The organism is Nocardia sp. 149-1B, assembly GCF_057747975.1.
In genome coordinates this window covers 3,333,583-3,356,777 of the sequence record NZ_CM173233.1, presented here as the reverse complement: position 1 = coordinate 3,356,777, position 23,195 = coordinate 3,333,583, and the positions used below count along the sequence as shown (strand labels likewise).

At 72.1% G+C, this 23,195-nt stretch carries 21 protein-coding genes; 15 read left to right on the top strand and 6 right to left on the bottom strand.

Annotated features, from left to right (window positions below; translation table 11 throughout):
- Positions 1 to 187 precede the first annotated feature (187 nt).
- Positions 188 to 937, top strand: coding sequence for a ferritin-like fold-containing protein (locus AC3ANS_RS16025; RefSeq protein WP_488292576.1), 750 nt, complete (start codon positions 188 to 190; stop codon positions 935 to 937).
- On the opposite strand, the gene AC3ANS_RS16020 is transcribed toward AC3ANS_RS16025, so the two are convergent.
- Complete coding sequence (locus tag AC3ANS_RS16020; RefSeq protein ID WP_488292575.1) at positions 888 to 1,289, bottom strand: STAS domain-containing protein; 402 nt, start codon at positions 1,287 to 1,289, stop codon at positions 888 to 890. The two genes, AC3ANS_RS16025 and AC3ANS_RS16020, sit on opposite strands and share 50 nt — an antisense overlap.
- A gap of 290 nt (positions 1,290 to 1,579) precedes the next feature.
- Here AC3ANS_RS16020 and AC3ANS_RS16015 point away from each other — a divergent pair, with 290 nt between their 5' ends.
- Positions 1,580 to 2,818, top strand: coding sequence for an ANTAR domain-containing protein (locus AC3ANS_RS16015; protein ID WP_488292574.1), 1,239 nt, complete (start codon positions 1,580 to 1,582; stop codon positions 2,816 to 2,818).
- A gap of 49 nt (positions 2,819 to 2,867) precedes the next feature.
- Entirely contained in the window at positions 2,868 to 4,694 is a 1,827-nt protein-coding gene (locus tag AC3ANS_RS16010; protein ID WP_488292573.1) for a SpoIIE family protein phosphatase, read from the top strand.
- A gap of 40 nt (positions 4,695 to 4,734) precedes the next feature.
- Here AC3ANS_RS16010 and AC3ANS_RS16005 read toward each other — a convergent pair whose 3' ends face one another.
- Both AC3ANS_RS16005 and AC3ANS_RS16000 read right to left on the bottom strand, forming a co-directional pair.
- Entirely contained in the window at positions 4,735 to 4,956 is a 222-nt protein-coding gene (locus tag AC3ANS_RS16005) for a DUF3107 domain-containing protein (RefSeq protein WP_488292572.1), read from the bottom strand.
- A gap of 65 nt (positions 4,957 to 5,021) precedes the next feature.
- Positions 5,022 to 5,657, bottom strand: coding sequence for a TetR/AcrR family transcriptional regulator (locus AC3ANS_RS16000; protein ID WP_488292571.1), 636 nt, complete (start codon positions 5,655 to 5,657; stop codon positions 5,022 to 5,024).
- Positions 5,658 to 5,798: 141 nt separating this feature from the next.
- Here AC3ANS_RS16000 and moeZ point away from each other — a divergent pair, with 141 nt between their 5' ends.
- From moeZ to AC3ANS_RS15975, 5 genes are all read left to right on the top strand, one after another.
- Positions 5,799 to 6,998 (top strand): adenylyltransferase/sulfurtransferase MoeZ, encoded by a 1,200-nt coding sequence (gene moeZ, locus AC3ANS_RS15995; RefSeq protein ID WP_488292570.1) that lies wholly within the window; start codon positions 5,799 to 5,801, stop codon positions 6,996 to 6,998.
- Between the two features lie 182 nt (positions 6,999 to 7,180).
- Positions 7,181 to 8,065, top strand: coding sequence for a hypothetical protein (locus tag AC3ANS_RS15990; RefSeq protein WP_488292569.1), 885 nt, complete (start codon positions 7,181 to 7,183; stop codon positions 8,063 to 8,065).
- A gap of 119 nt (positions 8,066 to 8,184) precedes the next feature.
- Entirely contained in the window at positions 8,185 to 8,508 is a 324-nt protein-coding gene (locus AC3ANS_RS15985) for an MGMT family protein (protein ID WP_488292568.1), read from the top strand.
- Between the two features lie 41 nt (positions 8,509 to 8,549).
- Complete coding sequence (locus tag AC3ANS_RS15980) at positions 8,550 to 9,521, top strand: ATP-binding cassette domain-containing protein (protein WP_488292567.1); 972 nt, start codon at positions 8,550 to 8,552, stop codon at positions 9,519 to 9,521.
- Positions 9,521 to 10,330, top strand: a complete 810-nt coding sequence (locus AC3ANS_RS15975; protein ID WP_488296510.1) for an ABC transporter permease — start codon at positions 9,521 to 9,523, stop codon at positions 10,328 to 10,330. Before AC3ANS_RS15980 ends, AC3ANS_RS15975 begins: the two co-directional genes overlap by 1 nt.
- A 34-nt stretch (positions 10,331 to 10,364) precedes the next feature.
- On the opposite strand, the gene AC3ANS_RS15970 is transcribed toward AC3ANS_RS15975, so the two are convergent.
- From AC3ANS_RS15970 to AC3ANS_RS15960, 3 genes are read right to left on the bottom strand one after another with little or no spacing between them, the layout of a single operon-like run.
- The gene (locus AC3ANS_RS15970; protein ID WP_488292566.1) at positions 10,365 to 11,792 is read right to left on the bottom strand and encodes a YlbE family protein; all 1,428 of its coding nucleotides are present in this window, start codon (positions 11,790 to 11,792) and stop codon (positions 10,365 to 10,367) included.
- On the bottom strand, positions 11,789 to 13,207 hold the full coding sequence (locus AC3ANS_RS15965; RefSeq protein WP_488292565.1) for an AllF/FdrA family protein: 1,419 nt from the start codon (positions 13,205 to 13,207) through the stop codon (positions 11,789 to 11,791). Before AC3ANS_RS15965 ends, AC3ANS_RS15970 begins: the two co-directional genes overlap by 4 nt.
- Positions 13,204 to 13,860: an oxamate carbamoyltransferase subunit AllH family protein gene (locus AC3ANS_RS15960; protein WP_488292564.1), complete on the bottom strand. Its 657-nt coding sequence runs from the start codon at positions 13,858 to 13,860 to the stop codon at positions 13,204 to 13,206. Before AC3ANS_RS15960 ends, AC3ANS_RS15965 begins: the two co-directional genes overlap by 4 nt.
- Before the next feature lie 75 nt (positions 13,861 to 13,935).
- Here AC3ANS_RS15960 and AC3ANS_RS15955 point away from each other — a divergent pair, with 75 nt between their 5' ends.
- From AC3ANS_RS15955 to AC3ANS_RS15925, 7 genes are all read left to right on the top strand, one after another.
- Complete coding sequence (locus AC3ANS_RS15955; RefSeq protein ID WP_488292563.1) at positions 13,936 to 15,222, top strand: PucR family transcriptional regulator; 1,287 nt, start codon at positions 13,936 to 13,938, stop codon at positions 15,220 to 15,222.
- Between the two features lie 185 nt (positions 15,223 to 15,407).
- The gene (locus AC3ANS_RS15950) at positions 15,408 to 16,841 is read left to right on the top strand and encodes a uracil-xanthine permease family protein (RefSeq protein WP_488292562.1); all 1,434 of its coding nucleotides are present in this window, start codon (positions 15,408 to 15,410) and stop codon (positions 16,839 to 16,841) included.
- A 21-nt stretch (positions 16,842 to 16,862) separates the two neighbouring features.
- On the top strand, positions 16,863 to 17,687 hold the full coding sequence (locus tag AC3ANS_RS15945) for an FAD binding domain-containing protein (protein WP_488292561.1): 825 nt from the start codon (positions 16,863 to 16,865) through the stop codon (positions 17,685 to 17,687).
- Entirely contained in the window at positions 17,684 to 18,163 is a 480-nt protein-coding gene (locus AC3ANS_RS15940; RefSeq protein ID WP_488292560.1) for a (2Fe-2S)-binding protein, read from the top strand. The genes AC3ANS_RS15945 and AC3ANS_RS15940 overlap by 4 nt, the downstream gene beginning before the upstream one ends.
- Complete coding sequence (cutA, locus tag AC3ANS_RS15935) at positions 18,160 to 20,583, top strand: aerobic carbon-monoxide dehydrogenase large subunit (RefSeq protein WP_488292559.1); 2,424 nt, start codon at positions 18,160 to 18,162, stop codon at positions 20,581 to 20,583. Before AC3ANS_RS15940 ends, cutA begins: the two co-directional genes overlap by 4 nt.
- On the top strand, positions 20,580 to 21,206 hold the full coding sequence (locus tag AC3ANS_RS15930) for an SRPBCC family protein (RefSeq protein ID WP_488292558.1): 627 nt from the start codon (positions 20,580 to 20,582) through the stop codon (positions 21,204 to 21,206). Before cutA ends, AC3ANS_RS15930 begins: the two co-directional genes overlap by 4 nt.
- Complete coding sequence (locus AC3ANS_RS15925) at positions 21,203 to 22,609, top strand: amidase (RefSeq protein ID WP_488292557.1); 1,407 nt, start codon at positions 21,203 to 21,205, stop codon at positions 22,607 to 22,609. Before AC3ANS_RS15930 ends, AC3ANS_RS15925 begins: the two co-directional genes overlap by 4 nt.
- Positions 22,610 to 23,195: the final 586 nt, after the last annotated feature.

Here is a 23,195-nt window from a genome sequence, read left to right as displayed (position 1 = left end):
CGAGCTCTCGGAAGGTGGTCAGGGTCTTGTCGCTTTCGTGAGTCAGCCGGGTTCAACCGAATGAATGTCGGATGCGGCGGACTGCAGGTACAGCGGTCTGCCGCGCACATACGCGGCCCGGTGCGGGCCCATACGCGGGTCGCGAGGGGCGACCCGTTCGGGTCCAGCCTATCGGTAGGGTGCGCACGTGCCCTCATCCCCGCCGGACGACACCTCCACGAATGACGGCCCGACCGCCGGCCCGAGCGACGGCCAGACCGACGGCGTCGCCTTCCAGGACCCGGAGTACCGCGAGGCGGTGATCGACCTCCTCGGGGCGATCGCGTACGGCGAGATCTCGGCGTTCGAGCGCCTCGCCGAGGACTCGAAGCTGGCGCCGACGCTCGAGGACAAGGTCGCGATCGCGAGCATGGCAGCCGCGGAGTTCGCCCATGTCGCCCGGCTCAACGGCCGGCTCGCGCAGCTGGGTGCCGACCCGTTCGAGGCGATGGCACCGTTCGTGGGCCCGATCGACCGGTTCCACCAGCACACCGCGCCGGCGGACTGGTACGAGGGCCTGATCAAGGCCTACGTCGGCGACGGCCTCGCCAACGACTTCTACCGCGAGATCGCGGCCTACCTCGACGCCGAGACCCGCGACCTGATCGTGGCGTCCCTGGAGGACTCGGGGCACGCGGCGTTCGTCGTCGACCGGGTCCGGTCAGCGATCGCCGCAGACCACCGGCTCGGCGGTCGGCTCGCTCTCTGGGGGCGACGGCTGATGGGGGAGGCCCTGACGCAGGCTCAGCGTGTCGCGGCCGACCGGGACGCCCTCTCGGCGCTGCTGGCCGGTGGGGTCGACCGTCCGGGGCTCGACCTCGCCGCGATCGGCCGGATGTTCACCCGGATCACCGAGCGGCACGCCGAACGGATGGCCGAGCTGGGACTCGCGAGCTGACGCGGTCCGGGGGGTCCGCAGGCGTGCGGGCCGCCCTGAGCTCCGTGACCACGGTCCAGTGGTCGCTGAAGCCGGTGAGCCGCAGCACGCGCCGCAGGAAGTCGCTGGAGCAGACGACCAGGAAGTCGCCGCCCTGGCCGGCCTGCAGGCTGGCGGCCTGGGCGAGCAGCCGGACGCTGCCGCAGTCGATGAACTCGACGGCATCGAGGTCGACGACAAGCGCGCGACGGGCGGGGCCGAGGGCATCGTGCAGGGCTGCGCCGAGGGCGGCACGGGTGAGAAGGTCGAGGTCGCCGCGACAGGTCAGCACGATCTGACCGTCAGCGGGCTTGCGCAGCACGAACTGGTCCATGAGAAGGACTCACATCTGGAGCGGCCGCCGCCGTGGGCTGAGCGGTTGCCGACCACGCCAGCGTACGTCGGGCGCGCGTGGACCAGCCTCACCCTTCTGGGGGGCACCGGAGAGCAGGTCTCGCTGCCACGGCCCGCGTACGGTTGTCCCATGACGTCGAGGCCACGCGGGTCGTCCGGCCCATCGTTCGAGTGCCCCTTCCTGCCCCGGTCCATCCCCACGGCTGGCGCCGTGGGTCAGCCGGTCCATTGGTAGCCGGACCGTCGCCCAGGTCCGTCGACCTGGGCCTGGTGCCGGACCTGTATGCGCGGATCCTGCAGCTGCGCGACCTGGTGGGGGAGTCCGCGGAGATGACCGCGGTCCTCGCCGAGCTCGAGGCGACACACGAGCAGCTCCGGGTCGCCGCGGAGGAGATCCGGACGCAGGAGCAGGAGATCCAGCGGCTCCTGGCGAGCCAGCGGCTGCTGCGCTGGCAGCAGGATCGCGTTCGGCAGCTGCTGCCGGTCGCGGTCGTCACCACCGATCTCCGCGGGACGGTCGACGGGGCGAACGCCGCCGCCTTGCTGCTCCTCGGGGTCGAGCCGGTCCAGCTCGTGCGCACGGATCTGCTGAGGTTCTTCTCGGCGCGGGACCGCGCCTCACTGCGCGCGGCCCTGGCCGGCCTCGCCCAGGGCCACCGGCTCCGGCGTACGGCGACCGTCGTCGGCCGCGACGGCCGCGCCATGGCCGTCGAGGTGAGCGCGGCGATCGCGTCGCCGGGGGCGCGAGAGATCAGCTGGGTGCTCATCGGTCCGCCGCCGGCCGGATCCGATCGCTCGGCGGATCGACTCGGAATGTCCGAGGCGCTCGTCGCGCTGGCCGCCCTGCCGGCCTCGCCGCTCGAGGACCTCGATCTGCTGCGGCGTGCCGTCGCCGTCTGCCAGCAGGCGCTCGGCGACCGGATCGCGGTGAGCGTGATCGTGGGCTCGCCGACGGCCCCCTCCGGGCTGGCGTCCTCCGCGTCGACGGCCCAGGTGGTCGACGGCGCCCAGCTCGCGTCGGAGGACGGTCCCAGTGTGCTGGCCTTCCACGACCGCCGGACGGTGGTCTCGGGTGATCTCCGGTCGGACCCGAGGTGGCCCGGGCTCGCCGCAGACCCCCGGCTCCCCGAGCTCGGGGCGGTGGCCGTCCCCCTGGCGGTCGGGGACGTGCTGCTCGGCGTCCTCTGTGTGTACGGAGACCTGGGCGACCCGCCCCATGAGCAGATCGTCCACTCCGCTGATCTGCTCGGCGCGTCGATGACCGCGATCCTGCACGAGGCGAAGGTCCGCGAGGACCTCGAGCGGGAGTCGGCAGAGCTCGAGGCGGCTTTGCTGTCGCGCGCGACCATCGACCAGGCCAAGGGCATCGTGATGGCCGAGCGCGGCTGCAGCGTCCAGGAGGCCTTCGACCATCTCGTGGAGCTCAGCAGCACCCAGCACGTCAAGTTGCGCGACGTGGCGCGGATGCTGGTCGAGCAGCGGTCGACGGGGAGCACCAGCGCTGGGTGAGACCGCGCCGAACGGGTACCCCCTGCGGACCGGACGGAGGGAGGCACCCATGTCGGCATGGTGGACGAGCTCATCTGACGACGACCCGCGGCTGGCGGCGTTCGAGCACGCGCCCGAGCCGGTCTTCGTCACCGAGGGGGAGCGGCACGGGATCGTCGCCGCGAACGCAGCCGCCCGCGCTGTGCTGGGCGAGCGCGCGCTGGAGGTCGACCTCGCGGAGGCGCTGCCGGCCCTGGACCCTGACCAGCTCGACTGCTGGTCCCAGGCACGTCGGTCGCCAGCACCGGTGGTGACCCGGCTGGTGCTCGAGACGGGTGGCGGAGCTCTCACCTTCGACGTCCACCTGCAGGCCTGGGCAGGACGTCACGGGCACACCCCCGGCGTGGTGGCCCGGCTCCACCCGGTGTCGGACGAGGCTGCGGTGCTGATGCTCGAGGCCGTCCTGCTCGAGGAGCTGCCGGTGCTTCCCCGCGTCGACCTGGCCGCGACGTACCTGCTGACCGAGCGAGTCGGCGGAGCCGGCGGCGACTGGTTCGACGTCGTCCGGACGTCGGGGGGCGACGTGGCGCTCGTGGTGGGCGACGTGATGGGGCGCGGCGCCGCGGCGGTGGCGACGACGGCGGCGCTGAGAGCGGTGCTGCGCGAGCAGCTGCGCACCGGGTCGAGCATCGAGGACGCCCTGCACGCGGCGGACGGGCTCGCCGAGGAGCTGCCTGCGGCATCGGTGTCCACCGTCGTGCTGGTGCTGCTCGACCCGGACACCGGGGCGCTGACGTACTGCACGGCGGGTCACCCGCCGCCTCTCGTCGTCGACCCGGACGGGAGCACCCGGATGCTCCCACGCTCGGGCGGCGGCTGCCTCGGCTCGGGCGTGGGGTTCCCCACCGGTGCAGACGTCCTGCAGCCGGGCCAGCTGCTGCTGCTCCACTCCGACGGGCTGACGACCAGGGCGGCACGCACCGCGGACCAGCGCGCCGGGGAGCTGGCCGAGGCCGCGCTCGCCGTGTTCGCCAGGCACGGCGGCGGACACGGGATCCGGGGGACGGCCGGTCGCGTGTGCGAGCAGGTGCTCGCGGGCCTGGTCGGTGAGACGGGGAGCGCCGACGACATCGTGCTGCTGGCGGCCGAGCGGATGCCCGACACCTCCACGATCGACCTGGTCCTGCCGGCGGCGGCACCCGCGGTGCGGGGTGTCCGCACCGGCCTGGCGGACTGGCTCGACGAGCTGCGCGCCGGTGACCTCGACACCACGGTGATCCTGCACGCCGTCGGCGAGCTGGTGTCCAACGCCGTCGAGCACGCGTACGCCGGTCGCCGGCCCGGCCCCGGCGACGGCCTCGTCGTGGACGCCACGCTGTCTCCGGCCGGTGACGCCGTCGTGTCCGTGACCGATCATGGCCGCTGGCGGATCGCCCGGCCCGGAGGTCGAGGTCGCGGCCTGGCCATGGCCCGCGGCCTGGTCGACCACCTGGAGGTCGACCGCCGCAGCCAGGGCACCACCGTGACCGTGCGTCACCGGATCGGACGTCCCGTCACGATGTTCCGGGGCAAGGCCCCTGTCGAGCGGGACGGGACGGCTGCCGCGGAGTTCCGCACCACCGACAACGGTCCCGGCCGGGTGACCGTCCACGGCCGGGTGGACGGGCGATCGGTGGAGATGTTGCGGGTCGAGCTGCTCCATCGGACCCGAGGCGGCACGGCCCCTCTGGTCGTCGATCTCGGCCCGGTCATGTTCCTGGGCAGGCTCGCCGTCCCGGTGTTGGCCGAGGCCCTGGGGTGGTCCCAGGACGGGGCGGACGTCGTGCTGGTGGCGCCGCCGGGCACGCCCGCACACCATGTCCTGACGACCCTGGGCTTCCCCTGCGCGCCGTCCTGAGGATCAGCCGCGCGTGCTCCGGCTGTCCTGGTGCCTCACGTCAGCTGCGGAACCCGACCTGACCGAGGGTGCCGTGACCGATCTCGACGTACGCGAGCTTGGCGGCCGGGACGATGACCTTGCGACCCTTGGTGTCGGTCAGTGTGAGCACACCCTCGCCGGCCACCGCCTCGGCGACCAGCTTCTCGACCTGGTCTGCGGGCTGGTCGGTCTCGATGATCAGCTCACGGGCGGCGTGCTGCACGCCGATCTTGACCTCCACGAGGTCCTCCTTCTGCTTCGGGCTTGCTGGGGGTGGTGCGGGGCGGTGGTGGATGTGCCGCCGGCTCAGTGCTCGTCGGACTTGGGGTAGCCGCGGATGCCGCGCCACGCCAGTCCGGCGACCAGAGCCGCCGCGTCGTCCTGGCTGATGCCGCCCGGCTCCGTGAGCCAGAACCGCGCGCTGACCTGCGCCATTCCCACCAGTGAGACGGCGAGCAGTCGGGAGGCGTCCGGGGGCAGTCCGGTGTCGTCGTGGATGACGTGCGCGATCATCGCGGCGCACTCGGTCGTGACCCGGTCGACGTGGCCGCGGACGGCGGGCTCGTTGGTCAGGTCGGACTCGAAGACCAGACGGAACGCTCCGGTGGCGCCGGCGACGTACTCGAAGAAGACCTCCATCGTCGCCGCGACCCGCCGCTTGTTGTCGTCGGTGGACTCCAGGGCGACGCGGCAGTTGTCGATGATCGTGTCGCAGGACTCGTCGAGCAGCGCGAGGTAGAGGTCGAGCTTGCCCGGGAAGTGCTGGTAGAGCACGGGCTTGGAGACACCCGCGCGCTCGGCGATGTCGTCCATCGCGGCCGCGTGGTAGCCCTGGGCGACGAAGACCTCCAGCGCGGACTCCATCAGCTGCGTGCGACGCTCGCGTCGCGGCATCCGGGCGCCCCGCGGTCGGGCGGCAGGGGTGTCGTACTCGGCAGTCACCCGCGCAGCCTACTCGGCGGTTCGTCCCGTCCGGATGACGGGACACGGGCCGGTCGTGACCGCCCCGCGGGGAACATGGCAGGGCCGGGCGGCGTTCTCACCAGCGCCGACCAGGCGAACCGACCACGCAAGGAGTACGCCGTGTCCTTTCCCGCGCTCGTGGAGCCCGCGGACGAGCTGACCATCGACGAGGTGCGTCGCTACAGCCGCCACCTGATCATCCCCGACGTGGGCATGACCGGGCAGAAGCGGCTGAAGAACGCCAAGGTGCTGGTGATCGGTGCCGGCGGTCTCGGCAGCCCGGCCCTGCTCTACCTCGCGGCGGCCGGCGTCGGCACCATCGGCATCGCGGAGTTCGACGAGGTCGACGAGTCCAACCTGCAGCGCCAGATCATCCACGGCCAGTCCGACGTCGGGAAGTCCAAGGCGCAGTCGGCCAAGGAGTCGATCGCCGAGGCCAACCCGTACGTCGAGGTCGTGCTGCACGAGCAGCGCCTCGACAACGACAACGTGCTGCAGGTGTTCGAGGGCTACGACCTGATCGTCGACGGCACCGACAACTTCGCGACCCGCTACATGGTCAACGATGCGGCGTACTTCTTGAAGATCCCCTACGTGTGGGGCTCGATCTACCGCTTCGACGGGCAGGCCTCGGTGTTCGCCCCGACGCTCGCCGACGACGCGCCGTGCTACCGCTGCCTCTACCCCGAGCCCCCGCCGCCGGGCATGGTCCCGAGCTGTGCCGAGGGCGGCGTGCTCGGCGTCCTGTGCGCCGCGATCGGCTCGATCCAGGTCAACGAGGCCATCAAGCTGCTGACCGGCATCGGTGACCCGCTGGTCGGCAAGCTGATGATCTACGACGCCCTCGAGATGGAGTACCGCAAGCTGCGGGTCCGCAAGGACCCCAACTGCGCGCTGTGCGGCGAGCACCCGACCGTCACCGGGCTCATCGACTACGAAGCGTTCTGCGGCGCGATCTCCGACGAGGCGGCCGAGGCCGCGGCGGGCTCGACGATCTCGGTGACCCAGCTCGAGCACATGCTCAAGGAGCGCGAGGAGGGCACCCGCGACTTCGTGCTCGTCGACGTGCGCGAGCCCAACGAGTACGAGATCAACCGGATCCCCGGCTCGGTGCTGATCCCCAAGGGCGACTTCCTCAACGGCAGCGCGCTGGAGAAGCTGCCGTCCGACAAGCAGATCGTCATGCACTGCAAGTCCGGAGTGCGCTCGGCCGAGACGCTCGCGATCGTCAAGGGAGCCGGCTACGCCGACGCAGTGCACGTCGGTGGCGGCGTGGTCGCCTGGGTCAACCAGATCGACCCCTCCCAGCCCTCCTACTAGGCCGAGTCGGCGCCAGCTTCCCGCGCATCACCCCCGAGTCGGCGCCAGTTCCTGGAAACTGGCGCCGACTCGGCATCGACTACCCGCGCGTAACCCCGGCGGGTGGGTGGTCGTTGTCACTCCCGACAGAGCAACCCGGCGCCGGCGACCGCCGGCCCCCTATCGGGAGGGTCACCCACCCCATGCGCTTCTCCTCCACGTCCACGATGCGCCGCGTCGCCGGTGCCACCGCCCTGCTCGCCAGCGGCGTGATCGCCGCCGCGTTCGCGACCGCCGCGCCCGCCACCGCCGCGCCGACCTGGGCGCCGGCCGGCACCGCCCAGATCCACCCCGGCACGATGATGTACACCGAGGGTGCCCAGTGCACCGCGAACTTCGTCTACACCGACGGCGCCGGCAACGTGTACGTCGGCTACGCGGCGCACTGCGCGGGCACCGGCGCGGCGACCGACACCGACGGCTGCAAGGCGGCCTCCCTGCCGCTGGGTACCAAGGTGACGTTCAACGAGGGTGGCAGCCTGCTCAGCGAGGGCACCCAGGTGGGCTCGGGCACCTTGGTCTACTCGTCGTGGGACACCATGCACAAGCTCGGCACCACGGACGCCAACACCTGCGCCTACAACGACCTCGCCCTCGTGAAGGTCGCCGCCGCGGACGTGTCCAAGGTGAACCCGTCGGTCCCGTTCTGGGGCGGCCCCGTGGGCATCGACACCGACGGCACCGCTGCCGGTGACCGGGTCTGGACCTACGGCAACTCCAGCCTTCGTGCCGGCCTCTCGCCGCTCTCGCCCCACACCGGCATCAGCCTCGGGGACAACGCGGCCGACGGTGGGTGGACCCACCCGCTCTACACCGTCCTGCCCGGCATCCCCGGTGACTCCGGCTCCGGCTTCCTGAGCGCGGACGGCAAGGCGGTCGGCGTCCTCTCCACCCTGGGCCTCGCGCCGCTGCCCGCGTCGAACAACATCGGCGACCTCTCGAAGGAGCTGGCGTTCGCCCAGCAGCACTCCGGCATCTCCGGGCTGCAGCTGGTCAACGGCACCGAGCCCTTCAACCCGATCCTCTGAGCCATCGGCTGAGCTGAGGGAGCGTCCGGAGGCCCGGAACTTGCCTCCGGTGGCATCACGCACGACGGCCCCGTCCACACCGGACGGGGCCGTCGTCGCGTTCGGGTAGTTTGCCCGGCATGCGGGTCGACCCGGAGGAGTACGCCGAGCTCGTGCTGCGCTGCGTCGAGTCCGTGCCCCGAGGGCGCGTCACGACGTACGGCGTGATCGCGGAGGTCGTGGGCGAGCTGCTCGGTGGCGGCGGCCCCCGCCAGGTCGGCTCGGTCATGTCGTCGCAGGGCGGCGGGGTCCCGTGGTGGCGGGTCGTCCACGCCGACGGCTCACCGCCGACGTGCCACGACGGCGAGGCGCACCAGGCCTACCTCGAGGAGGCCACGCCGCTGCGTCCCTCGGGCAAGGTCGACATGGGGCGCGCGCTCTGGAGGCCGCGGATCGAGCCTTAAGTCGGTGGCCCCGGTCGGTCGGTCGGGGGCAAGGTGGTCTCATGCCCACCGCGATCCGGGCTGCCGGCCTGGTCAAGACGTACGGCACGGTGACGGCGCTCGGCGGCCTCGACCTGGAGGTCGAGGAGGGGACCGTGCTGGGTCTGCTCGGACCCAACGGCGCCGGCAAGACCACGGCGGTGCGGGTGTTCACGACGCTGCTGAGGCCCGACAGCGGGCACGCCGAGGTCGCCGGCATCGACGTGCTGCGACACCCGCGGGAGCTGCGGCGACGGATCGGTGTCTCCGGGCAGTACGCCGCGGTCGACGAGCACCTGACCGGGTTCGAGAACCTCGACATGGTCGGCCGCCTCTACCACCTCGGCGCGGCTGCGAGCAGGGCGCGGGCCCGTGAGCTGCTCGAGCAGTTCGACCTCGCCCACGCTGCCGACCGGGTCGTCAAGGGGTGGTCGGGCGGCATGCGACGGCGGCTCGACCTGGCGGGCGCGCTGGTGGCGAGACCGCCGGTGATCTTCCTCGACGAGCCCACGACCGGGCTGGACCCGCGTGGCCGGGTCGGGATGTGGGACGTGATCGAGGAGCTGGTCCGCGGCGGCACCACGCTGCTGCTCACCACGCAGTACCTCGAGGAGGCCGACCGGTTGGCCGACCGGATCGCGGTGATCGACCACGGCACGGTGATCGCACTCGGCACGGCGGACGAGCTGAAGTCCCAGGTCGGCGGCGAGGAGGTCGAGGTGCGGCTCCCGGTCGGGGGCGACCTGGCCGCGGCGGCGCGCGCGGCCGCGGGCCTGGGCCTGGGCCAACCGGTGGTCGACGAGCGCGACCGGAGGCTGACGGTGCCGGTCGACGGTGGCACCGGCGACCTGCGCGAGCTGCTCGACCGGCTCGACCGGGCCGGCATCGTCGTGGCGGAGGCCGGACTGCGACGACCGACGCTCGACGACGTCTTCCTGGCCCTCACCGGCCATGCCGCCGAGGCGCCCGCCACCGACGAGGACGGAGCCGCGTGATGCCGGCTCTCGCCGAGGGCATCTCCGACGCCTGGGTGATCACGCGCCGCAACCTGCGCAAGATCCTCCGCGTGCCCGACGTCCTGGTCTTCACGACGCTGTCGCCGATCATGTTCGTGCTGCTGTTCGCCTACGTGTTCGGCAACGCCATCGGCAGCCAGGACACGGGCGTGGGCTACACCGAGTTCCTGGTCCCCGGCATCTTCGCGCAGACGGTCGTGTTCGGGGCGACGTTCACCGGCTACAGCCTCGCCGAGGACCTGCAGAAGGGGATCATCGACCGGTTCCGGTCGCTGCCGATGTCGTCGTCCTCGGTGGTGCTCGGCCGCACCGTCGCCGACATCGGCATCAACATCGTCAGCCTGGTGGTGATGGCGCTGACCGGGCTCGTCGTGGGCTGGCGGATCCGTTCCTCGGTGCTCGAGGCGGTCGCCGGGTTCGTCGTGCTGCTCGTCTTCGCGTTCGCCATCTCCTGGATCATGGCGAGCGTGGCCCTGGTCGTGCGCACGCCCGAGGTGGTCAACAACGCGTCGTTCATCGTGATCTTCCCGCTCACGTTCATCGCCAACACGTTCGTCTCGATCAGCAACCTGCCCGGCCCGCTGGCGACGTTCGCGAACTGGAACCCGGTCTCCGCGGTGTGCCAGGGCGCGCGCGAGCTGTTCGGCAACACCGATCCCTCGGCGCCGCTGCCCGACGCGTGGTCGATGCAGCATCCGGTGCTCTACACGCTGATCTGGGTGCTGATCATCCTGGCGGTGTTCGTGCCGCTCTCGATCCGCCTCTACCGGCGCGCCGCGAGCCGGTGACACCGGACGTCATCCCGACCGAGCAACCCCCAGCTCAGGACGGATGACGTCGCGCGGCCGCCAGCTCGGCCAGCCGGGCCAGCGCCTTCGGGAAGATCTCGGCCGGGGGAGTGACCAGCCCGGCGCCGACCTGGCCCACCCCGGCGACCTTGCCGGCCATGCCGGTGTTGATCTGCGGGAGGATGCCCGTGCGGCACACCCGGGTGACGTCGATGCCGGTCGGCGTGCCCTGGAACTCCAGCACCGGCACCGACCAGCGCGGGTTCTCGCCCAGCGTGATCTCGTGCATCCGGCGGGTGGTCGCGAGAGCGTCGGGCACCGAGCCCCCGACGAACCGCACGATCGCGGGCGCCGTGGCCATCGCGAATCCGCCGATGCCGGCGGTCTCGGTGATCGCGGAGTCGCCGATGTCGGGGTTGGCGTCCTCGGGCCCGTAGTCGCCGAGGAAGAGGCCGTCCGCGAGCTGCGCCGGTCCGGTGAACCACTCGTCACCGGTGCCGGCGACCTGGATGCCGAAGTCCGTGCCGTTGCGCGCCATCGCGACGACCATCGTGGAGCCCTCGATGCCGCGCGCGGCGTCGAGCGCGAGCTTGCACGCCGGCATCGCGAGGTTGAGGAAGAAGTGGTCGTTGCCGCCGATGAACCGCAGTGCCTCGGCGACGTCGGCGCCGGCGAACCCGGCTCCGTCGATCGAGCGCACCATGGCGGGGGAGAGGTCGCGCAGCAGCATCAGCGTGCCGGCCCGGTTGCGGTTGTGGGCCTCGTCGCCCATCTGCAGCATCTGGGTGAGGATGCCGGTGACGTCCACCGGGTCTCCCCCAGAGTCGGGCAGGGCGCGCACGGCCGCCTGGAGCAGCGGCCCGAGCACCTCACCCATCCAGCGCAGCCGGGTGAGCACCTCGGGGCCGTAGGCGCCGTACCGCAGCACCTTGCCGAGCCCCTCGTTGAGCGAGCAGAACGTACGCCGGCCGGTGGCCGCGTCCTCGAGCACGAACATCCACATGCTCGGTGTCACGACACCCGCCATCGGGCCGACCGACGAGCGGTGGTGGCACGGCTCGAGCGAGACGCTCGCGCCGGATTCGAACAGCGCGACGGCGTCCTCGGGGTCCTCGACGAGGCCCTCGAGCGCGGCACCCCCCATGAGCGCGCCGCGAAGCGGGCCCGACGCGCGGTCCCAGGCGATCGGCGGCCCGGCGTGCAGGAACTGTCCGGGCTCGAGGCCCAGCACCTCGGACGCGGGCGCGACGTCGACCAGGGTGGCGGTCACGCCGAGCATCGCGGCCAGCGCTCGCTCGTTGGCGGCGTGCCGCAGCGGGTCGGCGGCCACCGTCGCGAGGTCGCCGGCCGTGCCCTCCATCGGGGGTCGCCAGTCGACGCGGGTGACGGGCGTGGCCTGGTCGGCCACCGCGTCGGCCAGCAGGTCGGCGCCGGTGTTGACGACGGCGTTCGGGGTGGTCATCGACGTCCCTCCACGAGCTCGAGTGCGCGGCGGGTGGCGCCGGCGTTGGACAGGTGCACCTCGGCGCCGGCGTCGACCAGCGCGCGGACCTGGCGGTCGCGGCCCTGCGGGTCGCCGTCGGTGCCGACGACCGCGACCACGACCGGCTGGTCGATGCCCGCGATCGCGGGGGCCAACAGAGCGGCCGGATCGGGTTCGGCACCGTGGCCGAGCACCACGTCGAGCAGCAGCACGCCGGTGGCGGGATCGGCCACCGCCCGGGCGAGGTGCTCGAGGCGCAGGGTCGGGTCGATCATCGGGTGCGCGCGGCCGGTCGTGTACTCGTCGTCGCCGAAGTCGACGAACGTGTGGCCGGCATCGGACCCAGCAACCTCCTGGGCGATCAGCTCCGCCTCGCTCTTGAGGGTTCCGCCGACGAACAGTCCGCGCAGCAGGGACCCGTTGACCCGCCCGAAACTCTCGGGCGGGTCAACCGGCCAGGCGGGTACGTCGTGGCCGAGCCGTCGCAGCACGGACTCCGCGGCGGCGGTGAGGTCGGGCCGGCCGGGGCCGAGCAGCGCGAGCTCGACGGGGGTGGACAGGCCGGCGGCGTACTCCTCGATGGCGGCACCGACCTCGGCCGCGGGCGGCTTGGAGATCAGCACGATCAGCTCGACGTCCGGGTCGTCGTCGAGGCGCCGCAGCGCCTCGCGGGTCGCCAGGCCGCCGACCTCGGCGGAGAGGTCGCGGCCGCCGACGCCGAGGGCCGAGGTGACGCCGACGCCGGCGTGGGCGAGGAGTGCGAGCAGCTGCTGGCAGCCGGTGCCGGAGGCGGCGACGATGCCGACCGGCCCGGGCGGCACGACATTGGCGAACCCGAGCCCGAGTCCGCCCACGACGGCGGTGCCGCAGTCGGGACCCATCACGAGCACACCGCGCTCGGCGGCGGTGCGCTTGAGCGCCACCTCCTGCTCGACCGGCACGTTGTCGCTGAACACCATCACGTCGCGGTCCGCCTCGACGGCGTCCATCGCCTCGACGAACGCGTGCGCCCCGGGGACCGAGACCACGACGATCGCGTCGGGCGTACGCCGCAGCGCGCTCGCCGTCGTGCGCGGCGGCGCCACGGCGGTCGACCCCTCGTCGCGGCGGTTGGCGTCGATCAGTGCCCGGTCGACCCCGGCGAGTGCGGGTGCCAGCGCGTCGGGCCCCTCGAGGCGCAGGGCGACCACCAGGTCGTTGGGCCCCGCCGCTGCCGGCACCTCGAAGCCCATCTCGGTCAGCACGTCGATGTTGAGCGGGGTCGCCATCGCCACCTGGGCGGCGAGGACGCCGTCGAGGCCCTGCACGACGCGGCTGACCTGCAGCAGCGTGACGGAGTCGGCGTACGCGCCCGGCCTCAGCTCGACATGCCGGTGATCGGGGGAGTGGGTCATGCAGCGGCACCTTCCAGGTGGTCGAGGGCGACGCGGGCGCCCTGCAGCAGCCCGCGTCCGGAGGTGTGTCCGACCGCCGCGAGGGTCGCGGTGCGGGCGGGATCGTGGGGGGCGGCCAGCCAGGCCGCGAACTCGGGGATGACCTCGCCGTGCATCGCGCAGTCGAGGAGCGTCGCGGAGAGCAGGGTCGTGCGGCCGAGGTGGGCGCGCACCTGGGCGTCGACCTCGACGGTGCCGACCTCGGCCGCGCGGTGCACCGCGAGCCAGCCGCACAGCACGTCGTCGTCGTACGGCGTGAGCCCGTCGCCGCGACCGACCATCGCCGCGACGTCGCCAGGTGGCGGGGCGGGAGTGGCCGCCGCCGCGCGCCGCCGGGGGACGTGCACGTCGAGGAGCCGGCCGACGGCGAGCGGTGTGCCGTCGAGGTGGAGGACCCCCTCGCGGATCTCCGCGGTCGTCGCCTCCTGCACCCGGTCGGCGGACGAGCGCAGCGCGCACGGCACCGCGGTGGCCCGCGTGCTCAGGACCCCGAGGCACCAGCCGTCGAGGTCGAGGTAGACCGCGTCCTGGCCCCGGTGCACCACCGGCAGCGGTCCGTCGGGGGTGGCCCGCAGGCGCGCAGCGACCCGGGTGGGTGCGCTGACGGGGATCACCTACCCGACGCTAGCCGGGGCGATTACGGTTTGCCGATGTGAGGTTGTGCCAACGAGGCACCCGGAGGAGCGCAAGTGTTGATAAGCAGTGACCGCGAGGAGCTCGCGAGCGCCGCCCTGGCCAAGGTGGACGCCCTGCACACCGGGCTGACCCAGATCGTGCTGGAGGGCGGCAACCTCGACGGCATCGCGGCCGAGGTCGCCCGGGTGCTCGAGGTGGGTGTGGCGTTCACCTCCACGGATGGGCGCGAGCGGGCCTCGGCGCTGCCGGAGGACCTGCGCTCGGCCCTGGACGCCCACGACCTGGTGGACCCGACCGGCCGGCTCCGCGTCGAGCGGATGGAGGACGGGGTGGCCGTCGAGGGCGGTGAGGCGCGCTGCCTGCGGGTGGCTGCCGGCGGCACCGACCTGGCGCGCCTGGTCTGCCTGCGCCCGGGCGAGCCGATGAGCGCCGACGACGTGCACGCGCTCGAGCGGGCCGCGGCGGTGGCCGCGCTGCTGATCACCCGTGAGGAGGCCGTGACCGCGGTCGAGAACAAGTACCAGGGCGACTTCCTGCGCGACCTGCTGATGCGCCGTGCGACCGGCCTGGCCAACGACCAGGCCTACGTCGCCGAGCACGCGGCGACGTTCGGCTGGGACCTGGCGCGCCCGGTCGTGGTGGTCGCCGCGGAGCTCGACCCGGCCGTCGAGCAGGAGCCGGTCCAGAGCGCCCAGCGCCGCCAGTGGCAGGAGCGTTTCTCCGCCGCATGGCGCCAGGTGAGCACCACGCTGGGCGCCGGGATCCCGAGCGTCGACTTCTCCTCGGAGGTGGTCACGCTGCTGCCGCTCGTCGAAGGCGATGACGAGCCGGTCGCCGGTCACGGCGCCGTACGCCGTGCCGTGACCGCGGTCGCCGGTGACAAGGGGGGCGGCCGCCGGTCGTTCTCCGTCGGCGTGAGCCGGGTCGCGCACGCACTCGACGAGCTCCCGGGCGCCTACGCCCAGGCCCGGCGGGCCGTCGAGGTCGGCCGCCGGGTCCACGGGCCCGGGTCGACGACGTTCTTCGACCAGCTCGGCCTGCACCGGCTGATCGCCCTGATCCCCGAGGAGGAGAACGGCGAGCTGCGCGCGTTCGTGCGCGACGTGCTCGGGCCACTGGCCGAGCAGACCACCGAGGCGGCCGACCTGCGCGTGACGCTCCAGGTGCTCCTGGACACGAACTTCAACGTCGCGGAGGCCGCCCGGCTGCAGTTCTTCCACTACAACACGATGCGCTACCGGGTCTCCAAGCTCGAGCGGCTGCTCGGACCGCTCTCGACCGACCAGCACCTGCGGCTCGACGTGGCCGTCGCCCTGCGGGTGCTGGAGATCGCGGGCTGATCACACGCGGATCGCCGCCCGGACACGCCTCGATAACGGTCTGCGGGCCTACGCGCCGCGCCCACAACAGGTGCCAGCCCATTCGGCGTTCCTTCGGCATCTGTCGCCGTCGTGGGTGTGTCATGTGCATCACTAGTTTGTGACCACTCGTGGCCCAGGTCACCACAGCAGAAGGGTGCTTCGACATGTCGATGTTCAAGTGGGAAGTGGTCGATCCCAGACCCGGTGAGGCCGTAGCCCCGCACCAGCGCGTGAGCTGGGGCAAGACGGTGGGCCTGGGTGCTCAGCACGTCGTGGCGATGTTCGGCGCCACCTTCGTCTTCCCGATCATCATGGGTCTCGACGCCAACTTGGCGATCATGATGTCGGGTATCGCGACGATCTGCTTCCTGCTGATCGTCCAGGGCAAGGTGCCGAGCTACCTGGGCACCTCCGCCTCGTTCGTCGGCGGGGCCGCGGCGATCTACGCGCAGAAGGGCGGGCCCGCGGACGTCACCGGCGCGATCCTGGTCTCGGGCGTCGTGCTCGTCCTCGTCGGTGTCGTGATCCACTTCGCCGGCGCCAACGTGGTCAACGCCGTCCTGCCGCCGGTCGTCACCGGTGGCGTCGTCATGGTGATCGGCTTCAACCTCGCCGGCGTCGCGACCACCACCTACCTGCCGGCAGACCGCTGGATGGGCCTGATCGTGATGACCGCCGTGATCATGATGGCGGTCGGCCTGCGCGGCTTCTTCGGCCGGATCGCCATCTTCCTCGGCCTGCTCCTCGGCTACGTGCTGTCCTGGATCTTCGACGTCATCGGCGTCGGCGGCGTCGCCGGCGATCGGGTCAACTGGGACAGCGTCAAGAAGGCCGACTGGTTCGGCTTCCCCACGCACACCGTCTCCGGCCTCGTCGGCAACCAGTCGCCGTTCGGCGGCGCCAACAACATGGACCAGGTCGGCTGGCACTGGCCGTCGTTCTCCGTGACCTTCACCCTGCTCGCGCTCCCGGCCGTCATCGCGTTGGTCGCCGAGAACATGGGCCACGTCAAGGCCGTCTCCGACATGACCGGCGCGGACCTGGACCCGATGATGGGTCGCGCGGTCGCCGCCGACGGCATCGGGACCATCATCGCGTCGACGGTCGGCGGCTCGCCCACCACGACGTACGCCGAGAACATCGGCGTCATGGCGGCCACCCGGATCTACTCCACGGCCGCCTACTTCGTCGCCGCGATCGTGGCGATCCTGCTCGGGTTCGTCCCGAAGTTCGGCCAGATCGTGTACGCAACGCCCAGCGGTGTCATCGGCGGCATCACCTTGGTGCTCTACGGGATGATCGGCCTGCTCGGCGCCAAGATCTGGGTCGAGAACCGCATCGACTTCGGCAACCCGGTCAACCTGGTGCCGCTCGCGGCGGGTCTGATCTTCGGCATCGGCTATGGCACGACCGGGTTCTTCGCGATCTCGAACGACTTCACGCTCGGCGGCATCGCCATGGGCACCCTCGTGATCATCCTCGGTTACCACCTGGCACGCCTGGTCGCGCCCAATGCCGGGGACGAGGGCGCGATCATCATGGTCGGCACGGGTGCGAACGTCGAGGACCACGCCGCACCGCACGACCACAAGCACTGACCGAACCGAGTTAAGGAAGCCGTGAAGCCAGCACCGTTCGAGTACCGCCGGCCAGGGACACTCGCCGAAGCAGTGGCAGCCCTGGCCGGCGCCCCGGATGCCAAGGTGCTGGCCGGCGGCCAGAGCCTGGTCCCGTTGCTGTCGATGCGCCTCGCCAACCCGGCGGTGCTCGTCGACATCAACGGGCTGGGCGAGCTCGACACGATCGACGCCGGTGAGACCGGGGTGCGGATCGGCGCGCTGGCTCGGCACGCCGCGGTGCTGGCGCACCCCGACGTACGCCGGGTCCAGCCGCTGGTCCCGATGGCGCTCCAGCACGTCGCGCACGCCACGATCCGCAACCGCGGCACCACGGTCGGCTCGATCGTGCACGCCGATGCGGCCGCGGAGATGCCCGTCGTGCTGGCACTGCTCGGCGGCTCGATCGAGGTCGAGGGCCCCGCCGGTCGGCGGGCCATCCCGTCGAGGGAGCTCTTCCTCGGCCCGCTGGAGTCGTCGGTCGCGCACGACGAGATCGCGGTCTCGGCGTTCTTCCCGGCGCTGGCGCCCGGAGCCGGTGTCGCGTTCGACGAGATCGCCCGCCGGCACGGCGACTACGCGCTGGTCGGTGCGGCCGCGCTGGTCACCGAGGAGTCCGCGAAGGTGGGCTTCCTCTCGGTCGGCGACGTCCCGACGGTCGTCGACCTGACCGGCGTGCCGGTCGACGAGGCCGGGGAGGCTGCTCTGGCCCACCTCGACCCTCCCGACGACATCCACGCCACCGCGGCCTACCGCGCCCAGCTCGTCCGGGTGCTCACCACGCGGGTGCTTCGATCGGCGTACGACCATGCGAAGGGCAGGGCATGAGCGAGGAGCTTCACGACGTACGCCTCACGGTGAACGGCGACACCCACGAGGTCCGGGTGCCGGCGCGGCGGCTGCTGTCCGACGCGCTGCGCCACGACCTGCGGCTGACCGGCACCCATGTCGGCTGCGAGCACGGCGTCTGCGGAGCCTGCACGATCCTGGTCGACGGTGAGCCGATGCGCTCCTGCCTGATGTTCGCGGTCTCAGCGGTGGGCCACGAGCTGACCACGGTCGAGGGGCTGGCCAACCCGGACGGCTCGCTCGGCCCGGTGCAGCAGGCGTTCCTGGAATGCCACGGTCTCCAGTGCGGCTTCTGCACGCCGGGATTCCTCACCACGATCACGGCCGGGCTGCGCGACAACCCCACCCCCACGCACGAGGAGGCCCGCGACATGATCGCCGGCAACCTGTGCCGGTGCACGGGCTACCAGAACATCGTCAAGGCCGTGGAGCGCGCCGCGGAGCTGAGCTCATGACCACCAAGCTGATGGGCCAGAAGGTCCAGCGCGTCGAGGACCAGCGCTTCCTGCGCGGCCAGGGCCGGTACGTCGACGACGTGGCCGTCGAGACCCCCGGAAGTCCACGGAGCCTGCTGCACGCCGCGGTGCTGCGCTCGCCGCACGCGCACGCCCGCATCCTCGACATCGACGTCGAAGCGGTGCTCGACATCGAGGGCGTGCACGCGGTGTGGACCCACGAGGACCTCACCGGCCCGATGAGCGAGCCGCTGCCACTGCTGATCCCGCACCCGGCGCTCACCCACGGCCGCACGCAGTACGCGCTGGCCAAGGACGAGGTCAACTACGTCGGGGAGGCGGTCGCGTTCGTGGTCGCCGACGACCGCTACATCGCGGAGGACGCGATCGACCGCATCCGCGTGCGCTACGAGCCGCTGCCGCCGGTGGTCGGCGTCGACGCGGCCCGCGCCGCACGGCACCTCGTGCACGACGACGTGCCCGGCAACATCGGCGCCCGCCTGGAGCAGAACGTCGGGGACGCACCCGCCGCGATCAAGACCGCACCCCACACGTTGACGCTCGACCTCACCGTCGAGCGCAGCGCCTGCACCCCGCTCGAGGGCCGCGGCACGGTCGCCCGCTGGGACCCCGACCTCAACCGCATGCAGGTGTGGACCTCCACCCAGAGCTCCACCGGCGTCCGCGCGGTGGTCGCGGTCAAGCTCGGCCTCGACCTCGGCCAGGTGGACGTGATCACCCCGGACGTCGGCGGTGGATTCGGCGTGAAGATCAACCACCCGTGGCCCGAGGAGCTGCTGGTGCCGCTCGCGGCCCGCGCGCTGGGCCGCACGGTGAAGTTCACCGAGGACCGGCGCGAGCACTTCATCTCCTCGGCCCACGAGCGCGGCCAGGTCCAGCACATCGAGGTCGGGTTCGACGACGACGGCCGGCTGCTCGGCCTCGACGTGGAGTTCTGGCACGACCACGGCGCGTACACGCCGTACGGGCTCATCGTCCCGATCATCACCTCCACCCAGCTGCTCGGCCCCTACAAGCCGCAGAACTACCGGGTGGTCTTCGAGTCGCTCTACACCAACACCGTGATGGTCACGCCCTACCGCGGCGCCGGGCGGCCGCAGGGCTGCTACGCGATGGAGCGCACGATGGACGCGATCGCGGACTACCTCGGCAAGGACCGCGCCGAGGTGCGGTCGGTGAACTTCATCCAGCCCGACGAGTTCCCCTTCGACCAGGGGCTGATCTTCCAGGACGGTCGCGAGCTGGAGTACGACTCCGGTGACTACCCGGCCTCGCTGGAGAAGATCAAGGCGCTGGTCGGCTGGGACGAGTTCCCGGCCTACCAGGCCGAGATGGCCGCGCAGGGACGCTCGGTCGGCATCGGCCTGGCGTGCTACGTCGAGGGCACCGGCGTCGGCCCCTACGAGGGCGCCCACGTGCACATCGAGACGTCCGGCAAGGTCAAGGTCGCGACCGGCCTGACCACGCAGGGGCAGGGTCACGCGACCGTGTTCGCGCAGCTGGTCGCCGACGAGCTCGGGGTGAAGTTCGAGGACGTCGAGGTCGTCACCGGCGACACCCGCAGGATGCCGTACGCCGTGGGCACGTTCGCCTCGCGCGCCGCGGTGATGAGCGGCTCGGCCATCCACCTCGCCGCCAAGCGTGCCAAGGAGAAGGTGCTCAAGATCGCGGCGGACGCGCTCGAGGCCGCACCCGAGGACCTCGAGATCGTCGACGGCGTGGTGTCGGTCAAGGGCTCGCCGGGCTCCTCCATCGACCTCGGCACGGTCTCGGTGCTCTCCAACCCGCTGCGCTACGCGTTCGACGAGGCGTCCAAGGCCGCCACCCAGTTCTCGGTCGGCGACCCGGGCAAGCCGCCGGTGCCCGAGGACGAGGAGCCGGGGCTGGAGGGCAAGGACTTCTACTCCCCGGAGCGGGCGACGTTCGCCTCCGGGATGCACGCCGTGATCGTCGAGACCGACCCCGACACCGCCGAGATCAAGATCCTCAAGTACGCCGTCGTCCACGACTGCGGCCACCTGATCAACCCGATGATCGTCGAGGGCCAGATCCATGGTGGCGTGGCGCAGGGCGTCGGGGGAGCGCTCTACGAGCGGATGGCGTACGACGAGTCCGGGCAGCTGCTCAACGCCTCGTTCATGGACTTCCTGATGCCCTACGTCACCGAGGTGCCCGACGGCATCGACATCGACCACCTCGAGACGCCGTCCCCGCTCAACCCGCTCGGCATCAAGGGTGCCGGCGAGGCTGGCGTCATCCCCTCCGCGGCGGTGTTCGCGGCCGCGATCGAGGACGCGGAGCGGGTCCGCCGCCCCGGTCTCGCGGTCACCGCGATGCCGATCTCGCCCTCCGAGCTGTTCGCCCTCCGTCAATCGCTTGCCCAGGAGCACACCCCATGAAGATCACCGGGTCCGACGTCATCCCCTTTCCGGTCGCCCAGGTCTGGGACGCGCTGCTCGACCCCCAGGTGCTGGTCGCGACGATCCCCGGCTGCGAGCGCCTCGCGGCGACGGGCGAGCACACCTACGACATGACCGTGACCGCCGGCGTCGCCGCGATCAAGGGGACGTACGCCGGCAGCTGCGCGCTCTCCGACCTCGTCGAGCACGAGTCGCTGGTGATGCGCCTCCAGGGTGCCGGTGCCCCGGGCACGATCGACGCGACCGTCCAGGTCTACTTCACCGAGCCGGACCTCGGGCAGACCCGCATCGACTACGACGCCGACGCGGTCGTGGGTGGCATGGTCGGCGGGGTCGGCCAGCGGATGCTCACCTCGGTCTCCAAGCGGATGGCCGGTGAGTTCTTCGGCAACGTCGGTGCCGCGATCGCGGCGCCGGTGGCGCCGAGCGGCGCCCCGGGAGCTGCGGCCGTGCCGGGGGCTGCGGTCGTGCCGGGGGCCGTGTTCACCGCGCCGGCCAAGGCCGGCATCGCCTCGCGCGACGACTTCGCCAAGGGCATCGCCGTCGGCGCCGGCCTCGTCCTGCTCGGCGTGGTCGTGGGCAGGCTGTTCGGACGGCGATGAGCGACCTGTCGGTCGAGTCGACCGCGCGCGAGCAGGTCGCCGCCGTACGCCGCCGCGAGATCTCCGCGCGCGAGCTGCTCGACCTGCACCTCACCCGGATCGCCGAGCGCAACCCGCAGCTCAACGCGATCGTGTCGCTCGACGAGGAGCGCGCCCGCGCGGGTGCCGCCGAGGCCGACGACGCACTGGCCGTTGGTGAGGACATCGGCCCGCTGCACGGGCTGCCGTTCGCGTTCAAGGACACCCACGCGGTCGCCGGGTGGCGCACGACGTACGGCTCGCCGCTGTTCGCCGACCACGTGCCCGACGCCGACGAGCTCATCGTCGAGCGGGTACGCCGGGCCGGGGTGGTGGTGATCGGCAAGACCAACGTGCCGGAGTTCGCGGCCGGGTCGCACACGTTCAACCGGGTCTTCGGGACCACCCTCAACCCAGTCGACCCGACCCGGTCCGCGGGTGGGTCCAGCGGGGGAGCGGCGTGCGCCCTCGCGAGCGGGATGGTGCCGCTGGCCGACGGCTCGGACATGGGCGGCTCGCTGCGCAACCCCGCGTCGTTCTGCGGGGTCGTCGGCATGCGGCCCTCGCTGGGCCGGGTGCCGGAGTGGCCCCTGTACAACCAGTGGGAGACCACCTCGGTCGGTGGGCCGATGGCCCGCACGGTCGGGGACGTCGCCCTCCTGATGTCCGTGCTCGCCGGGCCGGACCCGCGTGCCCCGCAGGCCCTCGGCGAGCCTGGCTCGACGTTCGCGCCGCCGCTCGCGGCAGCCCTGGCCGGGCTGCGGGTGGCGGTCTCGGTCGACCTGGGCGGTGCGTTCGAGGTCGACCGCGAGGTCGCCGCGGTCGTGGAGTCCTCGGCTGCGGTCCTCGACGCGGCCGGGGCCGTGGTCTCGCGTGCCCACCCCGACCTCCGCGAGGCCGACGACACGTTCCGGACGCTGCGCGCCTGGCACCTGCACGCCAAGCTCGGGTCGCTGCTGGCCGCCCATCCCGGCGAGCTCAAGCAGTCGCTCGCCGACAACATCCGCCTCGGGGAGCACCTCACCGGCGCCGACGTGGCCCGGGCGTACACCCAGCGGACGACGCTCTCCGAACGAATGCGGGAGTTCTTCGACCCGGAGGTCGGAGGCCACGACCTGCTGGTGCTGCCGGTCTCGCAGGTCCCGCCGTTCCCGGCCGACCAGGAGTTCCCCACGCAGATCAACGGGCGCCCCATGGAGACCTACCTGGACTGGATGCGCGCGGCGTACCTGATCACGGTCACCGGCTGCCCCGCGATCTCGGTGCCCTTCGGGTGCACCGCGGACGGTCTGCCGGTCGGGCTGCAGCTGGTCGCCGGCCACGGGCGGGACCGCTTCCTGCTCGAGGTCGCCGCCGCCCTCGAGGGCACGCTCGCCAGCGGCTGACCGCCGGTCTGGACCAGGGCGGAGGTTCTTCCACAGGGTGCGGGAAAACCTGTGGACCACGGGCCCTGTGCCTGTGGAGGACTGGGACACAATCTGTGGAGCAACCAGGGACCTTCGGTAGAACCGACGGAATGTCGCGCCACCCTCTTGCGCGGCGCCGCGCACCGGGCATAGAACTCTCTCACGCACTCCGGAAACGGGGAGCGGGACAGCTCGGAGACGAGAGTCCGAACGACGCGAGGCGGCTTGCCGGCTCGCGGCGCAGCGGCCGGGTGACGTGGTCGCTGGGGCCCTCAGTGGAAGAGCTGCCGACCGGGAGCGTCATCGGAACCGGTCACCCGAAGGGCCCCTTGCGACTCATACTCGCGAGGGGCCCTTCCCTCATTTCTGCCCGGCCTCGATGTCGAGTCGGCGCGTCTGCACGCGCAGGGGGCTCGAGTCGGCGCGTCTGCACGCGCAGGGGGCTCGAGTCGGCGCGTCTGCACGCGCAGGGGGCTCGAGTCGGCGCGTCTGCACGCGCATGTAGCGGCACGGCGTGCCGACGCGATCGGCCTAGGCTGTGAAGATCTCGGCGGATTCTGTGGAT